21 protein-coding genes and 4 tRNA genes are annotated in these 17,057 nt (G+C 65.2%); 8 read left to right on the forward strand and 17 right to left on the reverse strand.

The genetic code is table 11. From position 1 onward, the window contains the following. Positions 1–59 precede the first annotated feature (59 nt). The 7 genes from AWB94_RS05090 to AWB94_RS05115 form a co-directional block, all read right to left on the reverse strand. Positions 60–314 carry a DUF262 domain-containing protein gene (locus tag AWB94_RS05090; RefSeq protein ID WP_062655023.1) on the reverse strand — a complete coding sequence of 85 codons (255 nt, stop codon included), beginning with the start codon at positions 312–314 and terminating at the stop codon, positions 60–62. Between the two features lie 419 nt (positions 315–733). Next, complete coding sequence (locus AWB94_RS36065; RefSeq protein WP_264022697.1) at positions 734–868, reverse strand: hypothetical protein; 135 nt, start codon at positions 866–868, stop codon at positions 734–736. A gap of 42 nt (positions 869–910) precedes the next feature. Then, a complete protein-coding gene (locus tag AWB94_RS05095; protein WP_062655022.1) occupies positions 911–1,126 on the reverse strand; it encodes a hypothetical protein in 216 nt (71 codons plus the stop codon). Positions 1,127–1,282: 156 nt separating this feature from the next. Next, a tRNA-Val gene (locus AWB94_RS05100) sits at positions 1,283–1,357 on the reverse strand. Between the two features lie 13 nt (positions 1,358–1,370). Beyond that, positions 1,371–1,444, reverse strand: a tRNA-Cys gene (locus AWB94_RS05105). 27 nt (positions 1,445–1,471) lie between these two features. Further along, a tRNA-Gly gene (locus tag AWB94_RS05110) sits at positions 1,472–1,544 on the reverse strand. A gap of 95 nt (positions 1,545–1,639) precedes the next feature. Next, entirely contained in the window at positions 1,640–2,071 is a 432-nt protein-coding gene (locus tag AWB94_RS05115) for a DUF6636 domain-containing protein (RefSeq protein WP_234811628.1), read from the reverse strand. Positions 2,072–2,188: 117 nt separating this feature from the next. On the opposite strand from AWB94_RS05115, the gene AWB94_RS05120 reads away from it, so the two are divergent. Further along, positions 2,189–2,263: transfer RNA gene (locus tag AWB94_RS05120), tRNA-Val, on the forward strand. A gap of 234 nt (positions 2,264–2,497) precedes the next feature. After that, positions 2,498–3,004 carry a DinB family protein gene (locus tag AWB94_RS05125; RefSeq protein ID WP_062655021.1) on the forward strand — a complete coding sequence of 169 codons (507 nt, stop codon included), beginning with the start codon at positions 2,498–2,500 and terminating at the stop codon, positions 3,002–3,004. A 48-nt stretch (positions 3,005–3,052) separates the two neighbouring features. Here AWB94_RS05125 and AWB94_RS05130 read toward each other — a convergent pair whose 3' ends face one another. The 5 genes from AWB94_RS05130 to AWB94_RS05150 all read right to left on the reverse strand — a co-directional run bounded on the left by AWB94_RS05130 (position 3,053) and on the right by AWB94_RS05150 (position 5,928). Beyond that, complete coding sequence (locus tag AWB94_RS05130; protein ID WP_084394981.1) at positions 3,053–3,565, reverse strand: DUF2510 domain-containing protein; 513 nt, start codon at positions 3,563–3,565, stop codon at positions 3,053–3,055. Next, on the reverse strand, positions 3,566–3,910 hold the full coding sequence (locus tag AWB94_RS05135) for a hypothetical protein (protein WP_062655019.1): 345 nt from the start codon (positions 3,908–3,910) through the stop codon (positions 3,566–3,568). Positions 3,911–3,994: 84 nt separating this feature from the next. Next, positions 3,995–4,351, reverse strand: a complete 357-nt coding sequence (locus tag AWB94_RS05140; protein WP_062655018.1) for an STAS domain-containing protein — start codon at positions 4,349–4,351, stop codon at positions 3,995–3,997. 135 nt (positions 4,352–4,486) lie between these two features. Beyond that, complete coding sequence (locus AWB94_RS36225; protein WP_062655017.1) at positions 4,487–4,879, reverse strand: CDGP domain-containing protein; 393 nt, start codon at positions 4,877–4,879, stop codon at positions 4,487–4,489. A 467-nt stretch (positions 4,880–5,346) separates the two neighbouring features. After that, the gene (locus AWB94_RS05150; protein ID WP_062655016.1) at positions 5,347–5,928 is read right to left on the reverse strand and encodes a TetR family transcriptional regulator; all 582 of its coding nucleotides are present in this window, start codon (positions 5,926–5,928) and stop codon (positions 5,347–5,349) included. Positions 5,929–6,003: 75 nt separating this feature from the next. Here AWB94_RS05150 and AWB94_RS05155 point away from each other — a divergent pair, with 75 nt between their 5' ends. Together AWB94_RS05155 and AWB94_RS05160 are read left to right on the forward strand one after the other, a co-directional pair. Beyond that, positions 6,004–7,140 (forward strand): 3-ketosteroid-9-alpha-monooxygenase, oxygenase component, encoded by a 1,137-nt coding sequence (locus tag AWB94_RS05155; protein WP_062655015.1) that lies wholly within the window; start codon positions 6,004–6,006, stop codon positions 7,138–7,140. Continuing rightward, the gene (locus AWB94_RS05160; protein ID WP_062655014.1) at positions 7,140–7,880 is read left to right on the forward strand and encodes an SDR family NAD(P)-dependent oxidoreductase; all 741 of its coding nucleotides are present in this window, start codon (positions 7,140–7,142) and stop codon (positions 7,878–7,880) included. The genes AWB94_RS05155 and AWB94_RS05160 overlap by 1 nt, the downstream gene beginning before the upstream one ends. Before the next feature lie 3 nt (positions 7,881–7,883). On the opposite strand, the gene AWB94_RS05165 is transcribed toward AWB94_RS05160, so the two are convergent. After that, positions 7,884–8,594, reverse strand: coding sequence for a VIT1/CCC1 transporter family protein (locus AWB94_RS05165; RefSeq protein WP_062655013.1), 711 nt, complete (start codon positions 8,592–8,594; stop codon positions 7,884–7,886). 216 nt (positions 8,595–8,810) lie between these two features. Here AWB94_RS05165 and ctaD point away from each other — a divergent pair, with 216 nt between their 5' ends. Further along, on the forward strand, positions 8,811–10,556 hold the full coding sequence (ctaD, locus tag AWB94_RS05170) for an aa3-type cytochrome oxidase subunit I (RefSeq protein WP_062655012.1): 1,746 nt from the start codon (positions 8,811–8,813) through the stop codon (positions 10,554–10,556). On the opposite strand, the gene AWB94_RS05175 is transcribed toward ctaD, so the two are convergent. Genes AWB94_RS05175 through AWB94_RS05190 form a run of 4 tightly spaced genes read right to left on the reverse strand, consistent with a single transcriptional unit; the run spans position 10,539 to position 13,495 of the window. Beyond that, positions 10,539–11,399: a universal stress protein gene (locus tag AWB94_RS05175; RefSeq protein ID WP_062655011.1), complete on the reverse strand. Its 861-nt coding sequence runs from the start codon at positions 11,397–11,399 to the stop codon at positions 10,539–10,541. The genes ctaD and AWB94_RS05175 overlap by 18 nt on opposite strands. Positions 11,400–11,433: 34 nt before the next feature. Then, positions 11,434–11,871, reverse strand: coding sequence for a hypothetical protein (locus AWB94_RS05180; RefSeq protein ID WP_234811630.1), 438 nt, complete (start codon positions 11,869–11,871; stop codon positions 11,434–11,436). Beyond that, complete coding sequence (locus AWB94_RS05185; protein WP_062655010.1) at positions 11,868–12,782, reverse strand: nitroreductase family protein; 915 nt, start codon at positions 12,780–12,782, stop codon at positions 11,868–11,870. The genes AWB94_RS05180 and AWB94_RS05185 overlap by 4 nt, the downstream gene beginning before the upstream one ends. Then, on the reverse strand, positions 12,779–13,495 hold the full coding sequence (locus tag AWB94_RS05190; RefSeq protein ID WP_062655009.1) for a Crp/Fnr family transcriptional regulator: 717 nt from the start codon (positions 13,493–13,495) through the stop codon (positions 12,779–12,781). The genes AWB94_RS05185 and AWB94_RS05190 overlap by 4 nt, the downstream gene beginning before the upstream one ends. A 318-nt stretch (positions 13,496–13,813) precedes the next feature. On the opposite strand from AWB94_RS05190, the gene AWB94_RS05195 reads away from it, so the two are divergent. The 3 genes from AWB94_RS05195 to AWB94_RS05205 all read left to right on the forward strand — a co-directional run bounded on the left by AWB94_RS05195 (position 13,814) and on the right by AWB94_RS05205 (position 17,043). After that, positions 13,814–15,181 (forward strand): wax ester/triacylglycerol synthase family O-acyltransferase, encoded by a 1,368-nt coding sequence (locus AWB94_RS05195; protein ID WP_062655008.1) that lies wholly within the window; start codon positions 13,814–13,816, stop codon positions 15,179–15,181. A 130-nt stretch (positions 15,182–15,311) separates the two neighbouring features. Then, entirely contained in the window at positions 15,312–15,602 is a 291-nt protein-coding gene (locus tag AWB94_RS05200; protein WP_062655007.1) for a hypothetical protein, read from the forward strand. A gap of 76 nt (positions 15,603–15,678) precedes the next feature. After that, positions 15,679–17,043, forward strand: a complete 1,365-nt coding sequence (locus AWB94_RS05205; RefSeq protein WP_062655006.1) for a wax ester/triacylglycerol synthase domain-containing protein — start codon at positions 15,679–15,681, stop codon at positions 17,041–17,043. Positions 17,044–17,057 lie beyond the last annotated feature (14 nt).

Raw genomic sequence — 17,057 nt, forward strand, 5'->3', positions numbered from 1 at the left:
ACACCCAGCCAACCAGACACCCCAATCACAGGCCGACAGCAGCTGACCGTTCTACACCCTCAATCATGAAGAGCCCTGTTAGTCGCGAGAACGACAGTCCCGAGGAAGTAGCTCTGTTTCGATTCGTAACTAGTCTTGAGGTCGTTCCAAAAGTCGACTACTTGCTGGCGGTCGTTCTTAGTGTCTGAGCTCGGCCTCTCCTCGATGGTCGACCATGAGTATGAGCGTTGATAGAAAGGCACCGCCAACGATTCGGTACGGAGTAACGCCGCGATACCCGAGGCCTCGTACTTCAGGAACTGCTGTTCGACCATGGCACCTCGTTAGTTGACGCTTGGGACTGCGGTCAGGTTCAACAATCCAATCAGATGGTCGAGTGTCGCAACCGAGGGGATTGGTGACGCGCTTCAAAGCTGCCGCGGACGTAAGCGGACCGCTTGGAGGGCGCGTAATTGACGGCGCGGAACCCCTTTGGGGGTGCTGTTGTTTGATCCCCTCCCCAAACAACCCCGAAACCATCTGCCCGATATTCGTTCTCGGCCACGCCGGATAGCCCCGCCTCGAATGAGACGCGGCTGAGCTGTGGCGCACGGGCGAGGTGATCAATCGTCGCGGGTGCGGCCCGCGGCGCAGGCGGGGGATTGGGCTACTGCGCGCAGGCGGGTTATTGCGTCGAGCTCTGCTAAAACGACGCTGGCCCCCGCACGATGGTGTGCGGGGGCGTGTGTTCGTCCTAGATGTGCGTCGGGCCAGTGAGCGTGTAGGCGATGGGCATGAGCTCGTCGAGCTCTGCGGCGGCGGCCAGCGCCCGGGCGGCGTGACGCCGCAGGCCGGCGGCGTCGAGGTGAACGTCGGCGAACATGGACATTGCGCCACGTGACGCTCTCGGCGTCCTGGAATCCGGCAATGGTCAGCTCGACGCCGGCGGTGCTGCGGCGGGTGCCGCGGAAGTATCGGTCATAGTCGCCGGTGTCGAAATCGTCGCGCCAGTCTCGACGTGCTGGGCGTCGACTGGCGCGGCGATGGCCGCGAGCGTGGCGGGTACGTCGCATTCGGCGGTGTGGTCGCCGATACCCCCGCAGCAATGGCGGGTGGCGCTGTCGACGGCCAGGCTGGATCTGCCCATGCTTCGTCGGTTGCGATTCTGTCCAGAGAGGCCGGTGATTTGGCCATGTGGCGTGGTTCCCGTCTATCGGGAAGCTCGCTCAGGGGCAATGTGGTGCAAATGTGGTGCAAGCTCTATGTAGCCGGGCTATCTACCTTGTTTGACCTGCACGAACTGTGGTGCGCGATACTGGGATTGAACCAGTGACCTCTTCCGTGTCAGGGAAGCGCTCTCCCGCTGAGCTAATCGCGCCGGGTCCAACTTTTGGAGGTGGAGACGGGAATCGAACCCGTGTGCACGGCTTTGCAGGCCGTTGCCTCACCACTCGGCCACTCCACCGCTGGGGTTGATGCCACTGCACCTTCGAGCGGATGACGGGATTCGAACCCGCGACCCTCACCTTGGCAAGGTGATGCGCTACCAACTGCGCTACATCCGCGTGCCTCGGGTGAGATCGTCACCCGGTGCGGGAAGGAACATTAGTCCAACCATGCGAAGAACCACAAATCACTTGGAACCGAAGGGCAATCAGAGTCAAAACAGCTGGTAAATCTCCCGTGAGAGGGAGAACCCGTGGCCGCTGGTCGTATCGCGACAGGCGATCCCGGCCTCGGAGCTGTCGCACGTGAGCCGCCCACGGGTCAGCGAGTCGCCGTAGCCGAGCACCCGTTCGCCGCCCAGGGTGGTGTCGCCGGCGCAGACGAACGCCGCTCGTTCGCCCGGCGCCAGCCCGATGCCCTGGCCGTAGTCGAATTCGCAGTCGGCGGGCCGAGGCGGTGGGTTCCAGTCGCGGTCGACGATGTCGCAGCGGGCGTAGTCGGCATCCAGGACGCAGCCGACGTTGCCGCTCGGGGAGATGAACGTCACCAGATCGTCGGCGTCGGCCGCGGCCAGCGGGATGGACACGGGCAGCAGCGCACACGACCCGACGACGGCGGCGATAACGGCGGGCGTCCGGCGGTTCATCGGCCAGACGCTACCGCCGGGCCGGCGGCGTGGCTGGGTAACGGCTGTGAAGGCAGGTGCTGACGGTGCGATTCGGAGCCGGTGTCGGCGCCGTGCTAGTCTTCCCTCTCGTTCCCCGGTCTCGTAGCTCAGGGGGAGAGCGTCCGCCTCACACGCGGAAGGTCACTGGTTCGATCCCAGTCGGGACCACCACAACAACCCCACTCTCAGGTGGGGTTTCGTGGTCTCAGGCCGAGAAGATCGGCAAATCCACTCGGCCAATATCCGGCCAAACTGGCGGATGGTCGTGGACGGTGGGATCGGTCTCCGTTGCGAGCCGCTCGGGCCGCTTCGTCATTCAGTCACCGCCGGAAAGCTACCCGGCCATCGGAGTCTCGTCGGCTCGACCTTTCGTCCGAGCCCACCCAACTACTGGAGGAGTCTGCAATGACCGCTGCACTGAACCCCGGACGTCCGTTCACCGGTGGTGAGCGTGAACTACTGGAGGACACGCTGGACCTGCATCGTGCTGAGCTGGTGCGTGCGGTCGAGGACCTCTCCGATGCCGAAGCGCATGAGAAGCGGGTGCCCTCGCTCACCACGCCCATCGCGCTACTCAAGCATTGCGCCGTCGCCGAACGGATCTGGTTTCAGCGCACCCTGGGCGGCATGAGCGTCGGGCAGTGCGACGGTCCCGCGGAGGGTGGAGATCCGAGCTTCCGCGTCGCTGAGGGCGAGAGCCTTGCTGCGGCGATCGCCGAATACCGTGCCGCGTACCGACGTTCGCAGGAACTCGCAGCCGGTCGTGAGCTCGGTGACACGGTCGCCCATCACATCGTCGGAGCGGTGAGTCTGCGGTTCATCTATCTGGGCATGATCGCCGAGGTTGCCCGGCACGCCGGGCATGCCGACATCCTGGCCGAGCAGATCAGAGCGGACCGCGCTTATCGCTGAGGCGGCACCCCCGGAATCGACGGTGAGGCCGACAAGTGGCTGAGTTCCCTACCTCAAACCCGGCATGGGTCCGTGGTCCCTGACGTAGTCCTGCACTCCTTGGACGCAGCCGCGACGGAGCTCGCGGTTGCGGCGGAGGCGCGGATTGTCGCCCAGGTTGATCTTCCCGATCAACGCCAATCGACACGCGTCCTCCGGGGCCTGGCCCATTGAACCCAGCGCACCGGCCTTGTGATAGCCAACGTCGTAGCCCTCCTGGTACCAGTCCGTGGAGGACGTGTTCTGCGCCAAGAAGTACCAACCGACCCCACCCGCCAACAGGACGACGGCGGCGATCACCGCGAGCACTCGGGTGCGCTTCTTGTGCCTCGCCTGCGCAGCGGCCACATCGTGCACCCACTGCGGTGGCACGTAGGGTGCAGGCGCGCCGGGTGGATACGGATGTGCTTGCTGCGGAACGGGTTGGCGGTGCTCGGTCCACTGGTGCCCGTCCCACCAACGCACGCCACCGGTGATCGGATCGGGGAACCAGCCTGGGGGAGTGTCGGCGTTTTGAGTCATCTAGGCGTGGCTCGCACGCACGTAGGTGTGCCACCATTCGGCATAGGCCTGGGCCTGTTGCACGTCCTGGTTCAGCTTCTTGCGGGATTGCGAATTGTGAATGAGAGCAACCCAATTGAGAATCAGGATCGACAGGAAACTCCACCAGCCGACGATGAGGTTCTGGGTCTGAGCCGATCGCAGGGCGGCGTTGCATTGGGCATAGGTTCCCTGGACGGTTCGGCGCTGGTTGAACCAGAAGATCAATGCACCGATATGGCTCATCGTGGTGACCTGGAAGATCGGTACCTCCGGCGGCGGTGGATAGCCCGCGTACGGATTCGGCTGATGGTATGGGCCTGCCACGTGATCTCCCCCTGTTGTCGTGCTCCCCGTCTAGCAGCTTAAGGGCACGCCGGAGGTGGTCGAGACACGAATCCGGCCGAGCCGTTACCCCGTGACGGCGCTCAGGGCCGCATCCAACGTCGGCACCACGCCCAAGACACCCGCGAAGCCGATCAGATCGAGTGGGCGGCTGGTGGCCGGTCCATCGGCGACCACCGCGAACCGGATGCCGGCGGGCAGGGCATCGTGCGCGGCGACCAGCACGCCCATACCCGTAGAGGCCAGGAAGTCGACGGCGCTCAGGTCCACGATGATGGCTTGCGGAGTCTCCGCGATGGCCGCCGTCAATGCAGCCTCCAGCTGCGGTGACGTGATCATGTCGACGGTTCCGGTCACGGCCAGCACCGTGACGGCACCGATCCGGCGCTCGTCGATCGTGCAGGTGGCTGGATCTGGGGACATGGCCGCCTCTCGGTTGCTCTGCACTTCTTCAGGCGACGATAGTGGCGGGCGGGACCGGTGTGCTCAGCGGGTCAGTGCCGGCGGAAGGACATGAGTCTGCTTCCGATCCGAAGGAGCGGACAATCCACGTTGGAGCTAGTTGAAATTCACCGGCGTGAAGCCGCTGGCATCAGTGTACGTCGGAGGGAGCCAGGCCGGCTCGTCCGGCAGCACGGTCTCTGGCCGCACGGGGTACTTCTCCTTGCTGAAAATCTGCTCGTTGACCCAGTAACCGCCGCTCGACGTGCAGCTATAGGTACCGCAGCTTGTTCTGAACGGAACTTGGTGCGCGGGCGTCCAGATCATGCGAAAACGAATCCAACTGCCGTCAGCCAACATTGGGCCATCGCAAATGCTGCGCGTTTGACTACCGAGAAAACCCCAAGGCACTGACTGGCAGCCAGGGGTTACGTCGGCATTTGCTGACGCCGGTGAGATGAGCGTGGCTGTGGTGGCCAAGATTGCGGTCAGGCCAAATGTAACTCTCATCGTTCCCCCTTGTGACGTGGTAAAAGACCGTAACAGGGGGGAGTCGGGTGTCGCGGAAGTATGGAAAACTACCCGAGTGGCGCAAGTTGCTGTCGGTACCTGTGTGGTCAGAGTTGGCGGAGGTTCATCGAACTACGTGATAAGGCAACCAATTTGATGTCCAGGGCGATCGCAAGCCGCGATATCCCATAACTCGATCCACCGCACTGCTAGATTGTCGGCTGTGCTGGGCAACCGCGTCCCGGGATGGCTGGTAACACGAAACGCGTTTCGCTTAAGTATATTTGGACCGTCTGGCCAGGGGTGCCCAGTGGCAACTTGATGCGTCAATGTGTCGCGGTGTCAATCGTTGCCGGCCAAGGGTTAGTCAAGGAGGCCGGCGTGATGCCGCCGCAACGCCGCAGTGTCAGTCGTTCGGATGAACTTCAACGGTCGCGTTCGCATAGCGGCGGACGGACTGGTGGCTTTCAGCCGGTGAACACCGGCTCGGACACCGGTGCGGTCAGCATCGCCGCGAGCATGGTGATGATCTCGTCGACGGGCCCGACCGAGTCCGCCGAGCGCTCGCGCTCGGCGAGCAGGGCGAACATCGTGGTACCGAGGGCCGCGATGCGACGGCGCCGCGCCGCGGAATCCGTGGTCGGCACGGCGCGGGCCAGGCGGTCCAGCACCTCACCCCAGGCCGAATCCCGTGCCCCGTCGGTATCGGTGGGCAAGTACACCGCCGAAGCGCGGAGAAACGTTGCGTAGCAGTCGCTCTCGACGGTCGTCAGGGGGAGCACCAGCACGCGCAACAGGGTGTGGACATCGGCGGAAGGGCCGACCGCGTCGAGCATCAGCCGTCGTTCGCGCTCCATCGGCTCGAGTCGACGTCGCACCACGGCATCGATCAACTCCTGGCGGTTGCTGAAGTAGTAGTTGACCGCTGAGTTGTTGCGCTGGCCCGCGGCCAGTGCGATATCGCGCAGCGGCACCTGCGCGCCGCGCGCGGCGATCAGCTCCTCGGCCGCGTTCAGTATCGCGGTTCGGGCCTGCTCACCTCGCCTCATGGTCTGGAATGGTAATGGCGGCTGACAAAATAAGCGACTGTGCTTAAATTGCGTGTGACGAGCTGAGGAGGCGCCATGACGGCCGACATCGACGAGGTCCGGGAGATCGACACGGGTCGGCCCATGCAGCGCTTCGCGCGCGGCTGGCATTGCATCGGGCTGGCCGAGGACTTCCGTGACGGGACTCCGCATGCCGTCAACGCGTTCGGCACCCGGCTGGTGGTGTTCGAGGACTCACAGGGCCGCCTCCGGGTGCTCGACGCCTACTGCCGGCACATGGGTGGCGATCTGTCACAGGGGTCCGTCAAGGGTGATTCGGTGGCGTGTCCGTTTCACGACTGGCGTTGGGACGGTGCGACCGGCAAGTGCTCGCTGGTGCCCTATGCCAAACGCACACCGCGGCTGGCCCGCACCCGGCGCTGGCTCACCGGTGAGGTGAACGGCCAGCTACTGGTGTGGCACGACCCCGAGGGCTCCCAGCCCCCGGCTGAGCTGTTCCCGCCGACCATCGATGGTTACGACGAGGGCCGGTGGTCGCCGTGGTCCTGGAATTCGATCCTCATCGAGGGTTCGCACTGCCGCGAGATCGTCGACAACAACGTCGATATGGCTCATTTCTTCTACATTCATCACGCGTACCCCACCTACTTCAAGAACGTCATCGAGGGCCACACCGCCTCGCAGTTCATGGAATCCAAGGCCCGCCCGGATACCACCAAGCACTACGAAAAGCTCTGGGAGGGAACAAAGCTGCGCTCGGAGGCCACCTATTTCGGGCCGGCCTACATGATCAACTGGTTGCACAACGACGTCGCGCCCGATTTCACGATCGAGGTGGCCCTGATCAACTGCCACTACCCGGTGACCCACGATTCGTTCGTCCTGCAGTGGGGTGTCGCCGTCCAGCTGATCCCGGGTATGCCACCGGAGAACGCCGCCAAGCTCGCCACGGCGATGAACCGGTCATTCGGCGAGGGCTTCCTGGAGGATGTCGAGATATGGAAGCACAAGAGCCGCATCGACAACCCGCTGCTGACCGAGGAGGACGGCGCGGTGTATCAGCACCGGCGCTGGTATGAGCAGTTCTACGTCGACCTCGCCGAGGTCACCAGCGATATGACCGATCGTTTCGAGTTGGAGGTGGACACCACGCACGCCAACGAGTTCTGGCAGCGCGAGGTGGCCGACAATCTCCAGCAGGCCGGGGCGTGATGGCCGACCTGCAAGACAAGGTCGCGTTGGTCACCGGGGCCTCGTCCGGTCTCGGAGCTGAGACCGCCCGGTTGTTGTCGCGCAGGGGCGCAACGGTTTTCGGTATCGGCCGGGATGTCGCTCGCCTGGCGGAGGTGTTCGCCGACGTGCAGCACGGTTCGTATGCCGTCGTCGATGTGACCTCGGCGCAGGCTTGCCGCGACGCGGTCGACGCGTGCGTCGCGCGGTGGGGCGCACTCGACATCCTGGTCAACGTGGCGGGACGGCATCAGATGCGCCGCACGGAAACACTGACCGACGAGGATTGGGCCGACGACATCGCCGTCAATCTGACCGGTCCGGCGTCGCTGTGCCGGGCCGCCTTACCGCACCTGCTCCAACGCGGCGGGAACATCGTCAACGTCGCGTCCATCGCCGGCGTGGAGGGCCAGGCGTACTCGGCCGGGTATTGCGCGGCCAAACACGGCCTCATCGGGCTCACCCGGGCGCTCGCGGTCGAGTACACCAAGGACCGCCTGCGGGTGAACGCCGTCTGCCCCGGTGGGATGCTGACCCCGCAAATCGAGCAGTTCAGCCCACCCGAGGATCCGGACTTCGACCTGATCCTGCGTTCGGCCGCGCCACGCGGATTCATGCAGCCGCTGGACGTGGCCAACGTGATCGCCTTCCTGGCCAGCGACGCGGCGGCCGCCATCCACGGTGCGGTCTACCGGGTCGACAACGGCAAGGGCGCCGGTTAGCGGTCAGCCCACCACGGTCCCGACGAGAAGTCCGATCGCGTAGGTGATGGCCAGGGCCAGACCACCGCCGACGATGTTGCGAAGAACGGCTCGACCTCGCGGCGCACCGCCGAGGCGAGCCGACACCGAGCCGGTGATCGCGAGGGCCACCAGAACAGCCACCACGGTCACCGGGATCCGCGCGCTCGGCGGCGGCAACAGGATCGCCAGCAGCGGCAGCAGAGCCCCGGTGATGAAGGCGGCCGCCGAGGAGAAGGCGGCCTGCCAGGGGTTGGTGAGATCGTCCGGGTCGATCCCGAGTTCGGCCTCGACATGGGCCGCGAACGCGTCATGGGCGGTGAGTTCGGAGGCCACCGCCTGAGCCGTCGACTCCGACAGGCCCTTCGCCGCATAGATCTGCTTGAGCTCCTCCAGCTCGGCCCTCGGGTCGTCGCGCAGCTCGCCGCGCTCCTTCGTCAGGAGGGCCTTTTCTGTGTCACGCTGCGTGCTCACCGACACGTATTCGCCCAGTGCCATCGAGACCGCGCCGGCGGCCAGCCCCGCGATACCCGCCATCAGGATGGGCCCGCGGTCCACCGTGGCCGCGGCGACCCCGACGACGATGCCTGCGGTGGAGACGATTCCGTCGTTGGCGCCGAGCACCCCGGCCCGCAGCCAGTTCAGCTTCGAGGAGACGGAGCCGGTATGCGGCTCGGCAGGATGCGACATAGCCATCAGATTATGCACCGCGGAACCGTTCTGCCAGCAAACGTAGCCTCACCAAAGTGTTGGCGGGCAACGTCATTCGGCTGGCTATGCGAGCCCGCCGACCGGATTTAGTGACTTTGTGCCCTAGTTCCGGCCGCCACCGTTGCCCAGAGTTGAGACGTTCGGGCGCCAGCACCGCGACATGGCTGTGCCGTCGCCAAGCCGTCGTGGAAAGAAGGTCGCGTGGTAGCCGAAGCGCCCCCGATCGGAGAACTTGAGGCACGGCGTCCGTTCCCGCAGCGGATGGGCCCCAAGGGCAATCTGGTGTACAAGCTGATCACGACGACCGATCACAAGCTGATCGGCATCATGTACTGCGTCGCGTGTTTCATCTTCTTCATGGTCGGCGGGCTGATGGCGCTGCTGATGCGTGCCGAGCTCGTCCGGCCGGGTTTGCAGTTCCTGTCCAACGAGCAATACAACCAGTTATTCACCATGCACGGGACGGCAATGCTGCTGTTCTACGCCACCCCGATCGTGTTCGGTTTCGCCAACCTGGTGCTGCCGCTGCAGATCGGTGCCCCCGACGTCGCCTTCCCGCGGTTGAACGCGTTGTCGTTCTGGCTGTTCGTCTTCGGTGCCTTGATCGCCCTTGCCGGGTTCATCACCCCCAACGGTGCGGCCGATTTTGGTTGGACGGCATACACCCCGCTCTCGGATGCCGTGCACAGCCCTGGTGCCGGGGCCGACTTGTGGATCCTGGGGATTGCCGTCGGCGGTCTGGGCACCATTCTGGGCGCGGTCAACATGATCACCACCGTGGTGTGCATGCGTGCCCCGGGTATGACGATGTTCCGGATGCCGATCTTCACCTGGAACATCCTGGTGACCTCGGTCCTGGCGCTGGTGATCTTCCCGCTGCTGACCGCGGCCCTGTTCGCCTTGGCCGCCGACCGCCGGCTCGGCGCCCACGTCTACGACCCGGCCAACGGTGGCATGGTCCTCTATCAGCACCTGTTCTGGTTTTTCGGCCACCCCGAGGTCTATGTCATCGCGCTGCCGTTCTTCGGGATCATCAGCGAAGTGGTGCCGGTGTTTTCCCGTAAGCCGATCTTCGGCTACACCACCTTGATCTACGCAACGTTCGCAATTGGTGCGCTGTCGGTGGCGGTGTGGGCGCACCACATGTACGCCACCGGCGCGGTGCTGCTGCCGTTCTTCAGTTTCATGACGTTCCTGATCGCGGTGCCCACCGGGATCAAGTTCTTCAACTGGATCGGCACTATGTGGAAGGGCACACTGACGTTCGAGACACCGATGTTGTTCTCGGTGGGCTTCATGGTGACATTTCTGCTCGGTGGCCTGTCGGGTGTGCTGCTGGCCAGCCCGCCGCTGGACTTCCACGTCACCGATTCGTATTTCGTGGTGGCGCATTTCCATTACACGTTGTTCGGCACCATCGTGTTCGCCACGTATGCGGGCATCTACTTCTGGTTCCCGAAGATGACCGGCCGCCTGCTCGACGAACGGTGGGGCAAGCTGCACTTCTGGCTGACGTTCATCGGTTTCCACACCACCTTCCTGGTGCAGCACTGGCTCGGTGATGAGGGCATGCCGCGCCGCTACGCGGACTACCTGCCCACCGACGGGTTCACCACGCTGAACGTCGTCTCCTCGATCGGCGCGTTCATCCTGGGTATCTCGACGCTGCCGTTCGTGTGGAATGTGTTCAAGAGCTGGCGCTACGGCGAACCGGTCGTGGTGGACGACCCGTGGGGTTACGGCAACTCGCTGGAGTGGGCCACCTCGTGCCCGCCGCCGCGGCACAACTTCACGGAGCTGCCCCGGATCCGTTCCGAGCGGCCGGCGTTCGAGCTGCACTACCCGCACATGGTGGAGCGGATGCGCGCCGAGGCGCACGTGCGGGCGTCCGGCCACACCGGCGAATCCGGAGCGCCCGATCGACTGACGTCACATCGTCCGGGGTAGCGCCGCAGCGACCGCCTGCTGATCCACGTCCTGGCGCGCGACCAGCACCGCCAACTCAGCGCGATCGGCGTGTGCGGCGCCACCCATGATCGATGCGATATCGGATGAGCGGACGCCCTCGACCACCACGACGCCGCCGATATCCGGGTTGGCATGTAAGAACTGAGCGATCCCGGTGGTGGTGGAAATCGGGTAGATGCGCAATGTCGGGAATCGGTGCTGCCAATCCGACACCAGATCGTCCAGCGCCTTCTCGGGCTGCGCCGCATGCCCATGCGGCGCCACCCCGACCGCCAACACCGGCCAATTCCGGTACCGTGCCTCGGCCGCAGCGGCGACGACGATGGCCGAATCGTCCGTTCGGCCATCCACCGGCACGATGATCCACGGCTGTGGTTCGCCGGCGGGCGTGCCCTCACCACGGCGAATGATCCCCACCGGGCATGCCGCCAACTCGGCGAGCGTTGCCGCCGTCGATCCCAGCACCGACCGGGCCACTCTGCCCATGCCCGACGATCCGACACAGATCATCGCGGCGTCGCGGGATTCGGCGAGCAGCACACCGGACGGGGAGCCTTCTGCGATGGCCGACTGCACCGTCACGCTCGCGTCGAGTCGATCGACGACACGCCGCGCCGATTCCAACGCATCCTTGGCTTCGTCGACTTTCTGCCGGTACTCGTCGGCCGACAGCATGCCCGTCAGATCGGTACGGATCACATAGACCAGCCGAAGAGCGGTGCTCTGGCGTAGCGCCTCCTCGACCGCCCAGCGGGCCGCATTCTCGGCCTGTGCGGAGCCGTCGATCCCGACGATGATCGGCTTGGTGGCGGTCGTTGACATCTGATGTCCTCCCAGTTCGGATCGAATGCGGCGGTCAGCGTGTGGATCCGGCGGATGGTCGTTGCGGCATCCATCCGATCAAGGCCAGGTACAAGCCGAGCACACCGACGAGTACAAAAACGATGCGCCAGAGGGTTTCCGCGCCGATCGTGTGCTCGGCAATCGTGGCGAAGACGGCGGGGAAGGCCAGTAGCAGGATGCCACGCACCACCATCATCCAGCCGAGCAGCGACACCACGATCGCCGCGAAGCCATGCCAGTACGGATGCAGGGACACGACGACGAGTCCGGCCAGCAGTACGAAGGCGCCGACCACCCACGACCAGACCGGCGTGGATTCGAAGTCGTCGAGGAGGCGCTTCATGTCCCAGCTGCGTGCCGTGACGGTGACGGCGACGATGGCGAAGAACGGACCGAGGACGCGTGCGAAGGCGCGGGTGGCGGCGGCCGGCGACGATGCTGTGGACATCATGGCGGGTATCCTTCTGTCCGAAACTCCATCACATGTGAAAGCGGCTTGCGCGGCGACAGGGCGAGGGGCCAGGACGACGAATTCATCGACGTGCCATTGACTTCCGTCCCGGCTTGCCCAACCCTGACGAGAAGCTGCGGGGTGCCGCGCTGGCCGATCAATGCGCGGAGCAGTTCCCTGGGCTGTGCGAGCTCGGTCAAGTGGGACAGCGTGCAGGAAGCGTGGCCGGCCATCGTACATTCGAGCAGAACGGCCGAGAGTGCCTCGCCGCAGCGCAGTAGATCGTGGTGCGAATCTCCTTGGGAGGTGGACAGCACCACGACCTCGGAGCGGTCGCCATCCGGACTCCACCAGGCCACCTCGGACCCGTAGGTGTGGTCGTTGTGGCGGAGTTCTGCAGTGAGCCTCGACATTTCGGCTAGCTGCGGCCGGTCGACAGCCAATACCGTGTCGAACATGACGTGGTAGGGAATGACCGCCTGGCGCAGCCTCACCTCCAGGTCCGGCCAGTCCGCCGGCGCACGGAAGTGGTTCAGGTCGGTTCGGCGAGCCAAGATCGCCTCGGCGCGCGCACACGCCCGGTGCGACACCTCACCGGTCATCTCGTGGACGTGGATGGTCGCCAGGTGCAGCGGCACATCAGGGTTCGGAAATCGCTGTACATCGGCTTCCCACCCCGAAGCCGACAACGCGACCACCAGATGATCGAGGGCCGCACCACAGCTCAGATACACCTCGCGGCCGAGGGGATCGATGTTGGTCAGTGCCCGCCCGATGTCGGCATACAGGTGAATCGTCGATGATCCTTCGGCCACCCAGCGCCAGGGCTGACTGTTGTAGAGCGACGGTGCGCGACAAGCCATCTCCACCGCATCGCACAGGACTCGTGCCTTGAGCTCGGTTCCGATCATGCCGGATACCTCCTCCGGACGTCCGGAAAAGCCCCCCGCGCCCGGTGGCGCAGGGAGTCCAGGTCGAACACGTCGAAGCCGCCAGGTGTCGTGACGAGCCACCCCCGCTCGACGAACTTGGCGAGCGCTTGGCTCACGGCCTCGCGCCTGGCACCGGCAAGCTGCGCGAACTCATGCCTCGTGAGCGAGTGGTACACATGCACGGTCCCGCGAGCATCCTGGCCATCCTGGCCGAATCGGTCGGCGAGACTGACGATCTGCCGCGCAACCCGGGTTGCAACGTCGGCGGCCACCACGCCGGCCATCTCGGCTTCGCGGTTCTGCAATTGACGAGCAAGCGCCTGTAGCCACCGCTGTGCGAGGTCGGGATACCGGTCGGCCAACCGCCGCAGCGACGCGCTGGTCAACCATCCGGTCCGTACCAGTGTTTGGCACGTAGCAGTCTCGCTCCGAGGGCCGGGGTCGAACATCGACAGTTCGCCGACGACATCGCCGGGACCCCTGATGTCGCGGACCACCTCGTTGCCGTGCGCCACCGTGCAGGACATCTTCACCAGGCCCGAAATGATCACGTATACCCGGTCGCCGGGCTCGCCCTGACCGAAGAGCCGATGACCGGAGGGGAAGTCAGCGAGGTGAAAGGCGGTACCGCAGATGTCGTCGAGATGCGTTGCCATCATCGTGTCCTGCCCGTCGAACAGCCAACTGCGCATGACGACGGACTCCCACGTCGCCCGGGGTGTTGCCCGAGTCGCTGCTGGGTGTCGCATCTGGCGTGACATCGGTGCGCGCGGATGCAATCGGGCGACAGCGGTGCCATCGGTCTGGACGCTCATGGGTCGACTCGCTCGGTGGTGTGCTTCACGGCGACCGTCCCTTCGGTGTCGGTTCTCTTCCCGCAAACCATCGTGCATCGCGGGGCGGCTCACAAAGGAGGGTCCAAAGTCCTCAGTCGGGTGGCGGAGTAGCTCTTCACCCATTCGGGACCTTCGCCTCTACGCGCCGGTCGGTCCTGGGCGAAGAGTCGCTGCATGGATCACTTGTCACCTTTGGACGCAGCATTTCTGGAGGCCGAGGACGCCGACCGGCACGTGAGCCTTGCTCTCGGGGCCGTGGCGGTGCTCGAGGGCCCGATGCCGGCCTATGACAGCGTCGCGGATTCGATCGCGACCCGGGTCGCGAAGGTGGCACGGTTACAGCAGGTCTTGCTTACCCATCGGCTGGATCTGGCCGCGCCACAATGGAAAGCCGATCCACACTTCGACCCGCATCACCACATTCACCGCGCGGCACTTCCGCATGGTGGTGATGACGGGGCGTTGTTCCGGTTCGTTGCCGACGTCATGGAACGCCGCTTGGACCGCGATCGGCCGCTCTGGGAATGCTGGATCATCGAGGGTGTCGAGGACGGACGCTGGGCATTGTTGATGAAGATGCACCATTGCATCGCCGACGGAATCGCCACCGTGCACATGCTCTCCGGTCTGAGCGATCAGGGAAATCGCGGCACCTTCGCCACCGAGATCCGTGCCGCAGCGGCGACAGCCGACGGCGATCCGAAGGTGGCAGGCGTGAGCCTGAACCCGTTGGTTTGGGTGAATGCGCTGTGGCGGGGCGCGGCAGCGCTGCCCGGTGCGGCGGCTACGGCGGTCACGGGCGCCGCGCAGCTCGCGATGGGACTGCTGGATCCAGCCGCCGGGTCGTCCCTGAGGGGGCCGGTCACCACGATGCGGCGCTACAGCGCCGCGCGGGTTCGGCTGCGGGATGTCGAGAAGATCGCCGGTGTCTTCGACGTCACGCTCAACGACGTGGCCTTGGCGGCCATCACTTCCAGCTACCGCGACGGCCTTCGGCGTCGTGGCACCGAGCCACAGCGAACGTCATTGAGGACGCTCGTACCGGTATCCGTCCGTGGCAGTAATGCGTTGGACAGCACCGACAATCGGGTGTCATTGATGCTGCCGCTGCTTCCGGTCGAGAAGCAGGATCCGGTACAGCAGCTCCAGTCGGTGCATCGCCGACTGGCGAGATCGAAGAAGACTGGCCAGCGGGAAGCGGGCAGCATTTTCGTGGGTGCGGTCAGCGCGCTGCCCTTCCCGTTGACGGCTTGGGCGGTACGGGTGCTCATGCGATTGCCGCAGCGTGGTGTCGTCACCTTGGCAACCAATGTGCCGGGCCCCCGGCGCCGGCTCAAGATCATGGGCTGCCGGGTGCTGCGCATCTTGCCCGTTCCGCCGATTGCCCTGCAGCTGCGCACGGGGATCGCGATCCTGAGTTACGCCGACGGGCTGTACTTCGGCATCACCGCGGATTATGACGCGGCCTCTGACGTCGACGAGCTGGCACGGGGCATCGAGCTGGCGGTGCAGCGGCTCAGCGCGCTCGCAGCACATCGGTAGCTGGCACCGGCACGATGACCGAGAGGGGGACCATCGGCCACCGCAGGTTGGGACTTTGGTCGCTATTCCCTTATGGGAGCGGTCAATACCGTTGGCCACGTAGGTAAGTCCACTTTCCGAAGGAGACACGATGACCCAGACCACGAAATCCCAGCCACCGGCGACTCAGCCGGCCGATCTGTTCGATGAGGTTCGAGAATCAGCCCGGGCGGGCCAGCACGCGGCCGCTGAGGCGCTGCGCAAGTTCAGTCGGACCCTCGACGAGGCGATTCCCGAGGCGGTCCATCCGCTGCGGACCAAGATCATCGACGCGGCAGTCGACTTGGCCGATACGCTGGCGGCCGCGCAATACCAATTCAATCGCAAGCTCATCCGCAGTGCGGACCGTGCGTTGACCCGCACAGATGGCGACGAGAAGTAAACCGCGCCGGGGCGAGCCGTGACCCGACGCGGCTCGCCCCCCGGCCGCTCGGGATCGCCAGGGAACAGGACGTGCCGTGACCACCTTTTTGCGCAACAGTGACGCGTTCATCTGGTCCATCGGTGCTGATCCCCGCATGCGATCGACGATCGTCTCGTTGATCCTGCTGGACCGATCACCCGACTTCACAACTGTTGTCGGACGTTTCCAGAATCTGAGCCGCAGCGTGCCGATGTTCCGTGGCCGCGTGGTGCCCTCACGGTGGCCGCTACCACCGCGCTGGCAGCCAGACCCCGAGTTCGATCTCGCCTTCCACGTTCGCCGGGTGGGTGCCCCGGGCGCCGGCGACCTCGATGCGGTCCTGGAGCTTGCCCGGGTGGCCGCGATGGCCGATTTCGATCCGGCCCGTCCGCTATGGGAAGCAACGCTCATCGACGAGATGGCCGGCGGGGGAGCAGCGTTGCTGTGCAGGATGAACCACGCGCTCACCGACGGCGTGGGTGCTGTCGAGATCAGCCGGCTTCTTTTCGATGATCCGCAACAGCTCGGGTGCCGGCCGCGGTGTGCCGCCACCGTTCCGCTCGAATCCGCCTGGCCTCCGCTGATAGGCCCAATCGGCGAGGTTGTTTCCGCGTCGGCCGGTGCAGCGGTGCGGGCACTGCAAGGTTCGTTGCGAACAATGCCGGGACTGCTCGTTCATACCACCCGGCATCCGGCCGGCTCGGTACGGTCGGCCGGCGCGACCGCCGCATCACTGTGGCGCGCCGCCGGCCCGCACCGGCGCGGATCGTCGTCGATGTGCCGGCGCGGCAGCGTTCGCGCGATCTTCGTACACGAGGTTCCGACTCAGGCGCTGCACCGGGCCGCGGCGATCGCCGGTGGCTCGCTCAACGACGCCTTCCTCGCCGCCGTCACCGCAGGGTTACGGCGCTATCACGCCGACCGTGGCACGGTGACGGAGTTCATGGTGACCATGCCGATCAATCTGCGGAACGCGACGGATCAACTGGGCGGAAACCGGACAACGTTGATGCGGTTCCGCATTCCCGCCGGACCGGCCGATCCCGCGGTGCGGATGCACGACATCCACCGGTTGACCGGCGCCCAGCGCGCGGAGAAATCTCTGGCTTACACCTCGGTGCTGGCCGGCGCGGTAAACCTGGCACCGCGCTGCTACATCCGATCCCAGTTCGGGAATGTCGATTTCATCGCCAGCAACGTGCCCGGCCCGGCCGCGCCGGTGAGTCTTGGCGGTGCCACCGTGCGGCGTCAATACGCCTTCTCGCCCACGCTCGGGTCGGCGTTCAACGTCACGCTGCTGTCCTACAACGAGGTGTGCGGCATCGGGTTCAATGTGGACACCGCGGCGATACCGGACGTCGAGTTGTTCCGCGGGCACCTCATCGCTGGTTTCGCCGAGTTACTTGCGCTGCACAGGTGAGCCTGCGACTCGAT

This window comes from Mycolicibacterium canariasense, assembly GCF_002101555.1.
Classification (GTDB): Bacteria; Actinomycetota; Actinomycetes; order Mycobacteriales; family Mycobacteriaceae; genus Mycobacterium; species Mycobacterium canariasense.

Coding starts and splice junctions, on each gene's coding strand:
- AWB94_RS36065 (WP_264022697.1), bottom strand. CDS start 868: ATGTCCATGTTCGCCGACGTTCACCTCGACGCCGCCGGCCTGCGGCGT.
- AWB94_RS05090 (WP_062655023.1), bottom strand. CDS start 314: ATGGTCGAACAGCAGTTCCTGAAGTACGAGGCCTCGGGTATCGCGGCG.
- AWB94_RS05185 (WP_062655010.1), bottom strand. CDS start 12,782: ATGATCGGAACCGAGCTCAAGGCACGAGTCCTGTGCGATGCGGTGGAG.
- AWB94_RS05150 (WP_062655016.1), bottom strand. CDS start 5,928: ATGAGGCGAGGTGAGCAGGCCCGAACCGCGATACTGAACGCGGCCGAG.
- AWB94_RS05165 (WP_062655013.1), bottom strand. CDS start 8,594: ATGGCTATGTCGCATCCTGCCGAGCCGCATACCGGCTCCGTCTCCTCG.
- AWB94_RS05200 (WP_062655007.1), top strand. CDS start 15,312: ATGACCCAGACCACGAAATCCCAGCCACCGGCGACTCAGCCGGCCGAT.
- AWB94_RS05095 (WP_062655022.1), bottom strand. CDS start 1,126: ATGGGCAGATCCAGCCTGGCCGTCGACAGCGCCACCCGCCATTGCTGC.
- AWB94_RS05180 (WP_234811630.1), bottom strand. CDS start 11,871: ATGATGTCCACAGCATCGTCGCCGGCCGCCGCCACCCGCGCCTTCGCA.
- AWB94_RS05155 (WP_062655015.1), top strand. CDS start 6,004: ATGACGGCCGACATCGACGAGGTCCGGGAGATCGACACGGGTCGGCCC.
- AWB94_RS05190 (WP_062655009.1), bottom strand. CDS start 13,495: ATGCGCAGTTGGCTGTTCGACGGGCAGGACACGATGATGGCAACGCAT.
- AWB94_RS05195 (WP_062655008.1), top strand. CDS start 13,814: ATGGATCACTTGTCACCTTTGGACGCAGCATTTCTGGAGGCCGAGGAC.
- AWB94_RS05115 (WP_234811628.1), bottom strand. CDS start 2,071: ATGAACCGCCGGACGCCCGCCGTTATCGCCGCCGTCGTCGGGTCGTGT.
- AWB94_RS36225 (WP_062655017.1), bottom strand. CDS start 4,879: ATGAGAGTTACATTTGGCCTGACCGCAATCTTGGCCACCACAGCCACG.
- AWB94_RS05160 (WP_062655014.1), top strand. CDS start 7,140: ATGGCCGACCTGCAAGACAAGGTCGCGTTGGTCACCGGGGCCTCGTCC.
- AWB94_RS05130 (WP_084394981.1), bottom strand. CDS start 3,565: ATGACTCAAAACGCCGACACTCCCCCAGGCTGGTTCCCCGATCCGATC.
- AWB94_RS05125 (WP_062655021.1), top strand. CDS start 2,498: ATGACCGCTGCACTGAACCCCGGACGTCCGTTCACCGGTGGTGAGCGT.
- AWB94_RS05175 (WP_062655011.1), bottom strand. CDS start 11,399: ATGTCAACGACCGCCACCAAGCCGATCATCGTCGGGATCGACGGCTCC.
- AWB94_RS05140 (WP_062655018.1), bottom strand. CDS start 4,351: ATGTCCCCAGATCCAGCCACCTGCACGATCGACGAGCGCCGGATCGGT.